At 76.4% G+C, this 5,188-nt stretch carries 5 protein-coding genes and 1 rRNA gene; 2 read left to right on the forward strand and 4 right to left on the reverse strand.

Going from position 1 to position 5,188, the window contains the following annotated elements; translation table 11 throughout:
* Positions 1-94 (forward strand): 5S ribosomal RNA (rrf, locus tag GTQ99_RS19435); the annotation flags it as partial.
* Between the two features lie 93 nt (positions 95-187).
* On the opposite strand, the gene GTQ99_RS19440 is transcribed toward rrf, so the two are convergent.
* From GTQ99_RS19440 to pip, 4 genes are all read right to left on the reverse strand, one after another.
* Positions 188-805 (reverse strand): ClpP family protease, encoded by a 618-nt coding sequence (locus tag GTQ99_RS19440; RefSeq protein WP_276612410.1) that lies wholly within the window; start codon positions 803-805, stop codon positions 188-190.
* Positions 805-1,407: a ClpP family protease gene (locus GTQ99_RS19445; protein WP_166617358.1), complete on the reverse strand. Its 603-nt coding sequence runs from the start codon at positions 1,405-1,407 to the stop codon at positions 805-807. The genes GTQ99_RS19440 and GTQ99_RS19445 overlap by 1 nt, the downstream gene beginning before the upstream one ends.
* A 158-nt stretch (positions 1,408-1,565) precedes the next feature.
* Positions 1,566-2,336, reverse strand: a complete 771-nt coding sequence (locus GTQ99_RS19450) for an SDR family oxidoreductase (protein WP_420814593.1) — start codon at positions 2,334-2,336, stop codon at positions 1,566-1,568.
* 52 nt (positions 2,337-2,388) lie between these two features.
* Positions 2,389-3,354, reverse strand: coding sequence for a prolyl aminopeptidase (gene pip, locus GTQ99_RS19455; RefSeq protein WP_205707837.1), 966 nt, complete (start codon positions 3,352-3,354; stop codon positions 2,389-2,391).
* Between the two features lie 54 nt (positions 3,355-3,408).
* Here pip and GTQ99_RS19460 point away from each other — a divergent pair.
* On the forward strand, positions 3,409-5,188 hold a 1,780-nt coding region (locus GTQ99_RS19460; RefSeq protein WP_166617359.1), incomplete at its 3' end, for a thioredoxin-like domain-containing protein.

The following is a 5,188-nucleotide window of genomic DNA, read 5'->3' on the forward strand; positions in this document are numbered from 1 at the left end:
AACGCCCGGTCTCATTCCGAACCCGGAAGCTAAGCCCACCAGCGCCGATGGTACTGCTCGGGAGACTGGGTGGGAGAGTAGGACACCGCCGGCCACTCCTTTGTGTGGAGTGGTGTGAGGGCCCGTATCCCCGTGTGGGGGGTGCGGGCCCTCACCCATGTGCGGGGGGATCGCCCTTGCTGGTTGTTCAGGCGGGCACCAACGCCCCCACCGGGGTGACGACCTTGTCGGCGACGCCGTAGTCGACGGCCTCCTGGGCCGGCAGGACGAGGTCGCGGTCGAGGTCGGCGCGGAGCCGCTCCACCGAGTGCCCCGTGTGCCGGGAGAGCACCTGCTCGATCTGCGCGCGGATGCGCAGGACCTCCTTGGCCTGGATCTGCAGGTCCGCCGCCGTCCCCTGCGCTCCGCCGGACGGCTGGTGCAGCAGCACGCGCGAGTGCTCCAGCACCGAGCGCTTGCCGGCGGTGCCGGCCGCCAGCAGCACGGCCGCCGCCGACGCCGCCTGCCCCACGCAGAAGGTCGCGACGTCCGGGGCGACGAAGCGCATGGTGTCGTAGACCGCCATGGCCGCCGTCGCGGAGCCGCCGGGGGAGTTGATGTAGAGGTTGATGTCCGCGGTGGCGCTCTCTGAGGCCAGGTGCACCAGCTGGGCGATGACCACGTTCGCGACGCCGTCGTCGATCTCGCCGTGCAGGAAGACGATCCGCTCGGAGAGCAGGCGGCTGAAGACGTCGGAGGTGCGCTCCCCGCGAGGTGTCGACTCGACGACGTAGGGGATCGGGTAGGACATGGACGCCCCGGCCATCACAGCCCCACCTTCCGGCCGCTGCCGAGGCGCACGTCCTGCACGCGCTCCACGACGTGGTCGACCATGCCGTACTCCAGCGCCTCGTCGGCGGTGAACCACCGGTCGCGCTGGGCGTCGGACTCGATGCGCTCGACGTCCTGCCCGGTGTGCTCGGCGATGAGCCGCTGCATCGTCGCCTTGGTGTGGGCCAGGTTCTCCGCCTGGATGGCGATGTCGGCGGCCGTGCCGCCGATGCCGCCCGACGGCTGGTGCATCATGACCCGCGCGTGCGGCAGGGCGTAGCGCTTGCCCGCCTGGCCCGCGCACAGCAGGAACTGGCCCATGCTGGCGGCCATCCCCATGACGAGCGTGGAGACGTCGTTGGGGATCAGGCGCATCGTGTCGTAGATGGCCAGCCCGGCGCTGATGGAGCCGCCGGGGGAGTTGATGTAGAGGGCGATGTCGCTCTTGGGGTCGTCGGCCGACAGCAGCAGCAGCTGCGCGCAGATCCGGTTGGCGATCGCGTCGTCGACCTCCTGCCCGAGCACGACGATGCGCTGGAACAGCAGCCGCTGGGAGAGCTGGTCGTCGAACGGACCGGCCAGGACGGGTGTGCTCATCGCGGGTTCCTTCCTCGGGGCGGTGCGGTGCCTCCACTGTCGGCACCGTCCGCGGCCGGGGGAAGGTCCTTCTGCCCTCAGGAGATCCACTGCGGGCGAACGGCCGTGCACCCGGTCGTGCCCCGTCGTGCCCCCGCGAGCGGGGAGGGGCGCGGGCGTCAGCTGCGCCAGCCGCCGTCGGAGTGCAGCAGCTGCCCGTTGACCCAGCCGCCGCGCTCGGAGAGCAGGAACGAGACCAGGTCGGCGGTGTCCTGCGGACGGCCGGCGCGGCCGCGGGGGTTGCGGCCCACCGCCTCCCGCAGCAGGGCCTCGTCCATCCAGCCGGTGTCGACGGGTCCGGGGTTGACGACGTTCGCGGTCAGCCGCAGGTGCTCCAGCTCGCGGGCGGCGGCGAGCACGATGCGGTCCATCGCCCCCTTGCTCGCGCCGTAGGGGAGGTTGTGCACGACGTGGTCGCTGGTGATGGCGACGATGCGCCCCCGCCCGACCGCCTCCGGTGGGAAGCGCCGCGCGAGCTCGGCCACGAGCAGCCAGGTGGCGCGCGCGTTGACCGCGACGTGCCGGTCGAAGCTGTCCACGCTCGTGTCCAGGATCGAGGAGTCCACCGACTCGCAGTGCGCCACCACCAGCCCGGTCACCGGGCCCAGGGCCGCCTCCACGGCGTCGAAGACCTCCGCCGGGGCCTCGGGCCGGCTGAGGTCGGCGGGGACGGCGGTGCTCCGTGCGCCCGCGGCGCGCAGCAGCTCCTGGATCCGCTCGGCGTCCTCCTCCTGGCGCCCCCACGGCATCCGGTCGTCGTAGGGCGCCCAGTGGCAGGTGGCCACGTCCCAGCCGTCGCGGGCCAGCTGCTCGGCGATCGCCGCGCCGATGCCGACCCGGCGGCCGACGCCTGTCACGAGCACCACGGGTCGTCCGTCCACGTCCTGCACCCTGCCGCACCGGCCGGGGCGGCGCACCGGGGTTTCCGGGCACGCCCGGCCCTCACGGCCCCAGCAGGTCGGCGAAGGAGTCGGTGGCGCGCACGAGGCGGTCGAGGACGCCCGGCTCGCGCGAGGAGTGCCCGGCGCCGGGGACGAGCTCCAGGCGTGCGCGCGGCCACCGCTGCGCGACCTCCCAGGCGGTCACCGGCGGGCAGCACAGGTCCAGCGCGCCCTGGACGAGGACGGCCGGCAGGTGCCGGACCCGCGCCAGGCCGTCGAGCAGCTCGTCGTCGTCGCGCAGGAAGCCGCGGTGCGCGGCGTAGTGGGCGAGGACGCGCGCCGCGCCCACGGCCTGCGCCGAGGTGCTCACCTCCTCCAGGAACGCCGGGTCGGGAGCGGTGGAGGAGTTCACGAACTCCCAGCGCAGCCACGGCGCGGCCCAGCGCGCCGCCTCCTCGGGGTCGTCGCCGGTCAGCCGCCGGTGGTAGGCGCCCAGGACGTCGTCGCGCTCGGCGGGCGGCACCGGCGCCAGGAACCGCTGCCACTCCACCGGCTGCAGCGGCGCCAGCCCTCCCGCGTAGAACCAGTCGAGCTCGGTGCTGCGCACGAGGTGCAGGCCCCGCAGCACGAACCCGGTGACCCGCTCGGGGTGGGCCTGGGCGTAGGCCAGGGCGAGCGTGGAGCCCCAGGAGCCGCCGAACAGCAGCCACCGCTCCAGGCCCACGTGCGCGCGCACCCGTTCCAGGTCGGCCACCAGGTGGGCGGTGGTGTTCGCCTCGAGGCCGCCCGCCGGGGTGCTGCGGCCCGCGCCGCGCTGGTCGAGCAGCACGACGTGGTAGCGGCGCGGGTCGAAGAAGCACCGGTCGCCGGGCCGCAGCCCACCGCCGGGACCGCCGTGCAGGAACAGCACCGGGATCCCGGCGGGGTTCCCGGCCTGCTCCACGTGCAGCTCGTGCCCGTCCCCGACGGGCAGCCGGTGCACCGCGAACGGCTCCAGCGGCGGGTAGCTCGTGCGCAGCGCTGCCACGACCGCCCAACGCCCGCGCGGCGGGCGCCGTTCCGGGCGGGCAGGATGGCGCGGGTGCGCGACCCCTCCTCCCGCCCCTCGCCGCGCGTGCGGGCGCCGCGGCTCACCGGCCGCTGGGTGGGCCCGCGGCCGGAGCCGGCGGGCCGGTTCGTCCTGCTGCACTTCTGGACGGGTTCCTGCGTGAACTGCGTGCACGTGCTGGCCGAGCTGCGCCCGCTGCAGGCGCGCTTCGCCGGCGACCTCGTCGTGGTGGGGGTGCACTCGCCGAAGTTCGACCACGAGGCCGCACCGGGAGCCGTGGAGGCCGCCGTCGCGCGCCTGGAGGTCGAGCACCCCGTGCTCGACGACGCCGACCGCTCGCTGTGGTCGGCGTACGCGGTCCGCGCCTGGCCGACGCTGGTGCTCGTCGACCCGGAGGGCTACGTCGTGGCCACCCGCTCCGGCGAGGGGCACGGCCCCGAGCTGGAGCGCCTGGTCGCCGACCTCCTCGCGCACCGGCCGGCCCGCACCGCGCCGCCCGTGCCCGCCGGGGGCGCCCCGGTGCGCGCCGAGGGCACCGCGGCGCCCGCCGAGGGCACCGCGCTGCGCTTCCCGGCCCGCGCGATCGCCCTGCCGGGCGGCAGCCTGCTCGTCGCCGACGCCGGTCACCACCAGCTCGTCGAGCTGGCCGCCGACCTGACCACCGTGCTGCGCCGCATCGGTTCCGGGCGCCGCGAGCTCGCCGACGGCCCGGCCGCCGAGGCCGGCTTCGCCGCTCCGCAGGGGCTCGCGCTGCTGCCGCCGCGGGTCGCGCGCCTCCTCGGCGCCGACGTGGCCGTCGCCGACACCGGCAACCACGCGGTGCGCGGGGTGCGGCTGGCCGACGGGCACGTCGCCACGCTGGCCGGGACCGGCCGGCAGCTGCGGCGGCGCAGCGGCGGCGGGCCGGCCCGCGCGCAGGACCTCGCCAGCCCCACCGACGTCGCGTGGTGGCCGGACGGTGCGGCGGACGCGGAGGGGAGCGGAGGGGAGCTGCTGGTGGCGGTGTCCGGCACGCACCAGCTGTGGGCGTTCGACCCGGACGCCGGCACCGTGCGCGTCGTGGCCGGGACGACGGCCGAGGGCCTGCTCGACGGGCCGGCGGAGCTGGCCTGGCTCGCCCAGCCCTCCGGGCTGGCGGTGCAGGCCGCGCCGGGCGGCGGTGCGCAGGAGGCGGTCGCCTGGTTCGTCGACGCCGAGACCTCCGCGCTGCGCACGCTGCGGCGCACCGGGCCGCCGGACCGGCGGGTGCCCGTCGTCACCGACGAGCGGATGGCCAACGTCGACCCGGTGGCCCTGCCGGGGGCGCAGGTCAGCACGCACGTGGGGCTGGGGCTGTTCGAGTTCGGCCACCGCGACGGCCCCGCCGAGCGCGCGCTGCTGCAGCACCCCCTGGGCCTGGCCCTCGACGCCCGCGGGGGCGCACCGGCCGCCGTGCTCGTCGCGGACACCTTCGACGGGGCGCTGCGCCGCTACGACCCGCTGACCCGCAGCGTCGAGACGCTGCTGACGGGCCTGGCCGAGCCGGCCGACGTGCTCGTGGAGGACGGCCCCGACGACGGGGACGACGGGGACGACGGGGACGGGGGTGCCGTCGTCGTGGTGGAGTCCGCCGCGCACCGGCTCACCCGGTGGTCCCTGCGCCGCCGCGAGCGGCGGCTGCTGCCGGAGGTGCGCCTGGCCCCCGACGCCGAGCTCGTCGTGGCCTTCACGCCCGGCCCGGGGCGCCGCGTCGACGAGCGCTGGGGCCCGCCGGTGCGGGTGGAGGTGTCCGCCGACCCGCCCGGGGCGCTCGGCGAGGGGGCGGGTGCGGGGA

It is taken from the genome of Kineococcus vitellinus (assembly GCF_009906315.1).
Classification (GTDB): domain Bacteria; phylum Actinomycetota; class Actinomycetes; order Actinomycetales; family Kineococcaceae; genus Kineococcus; species Kineococcus vitellinus.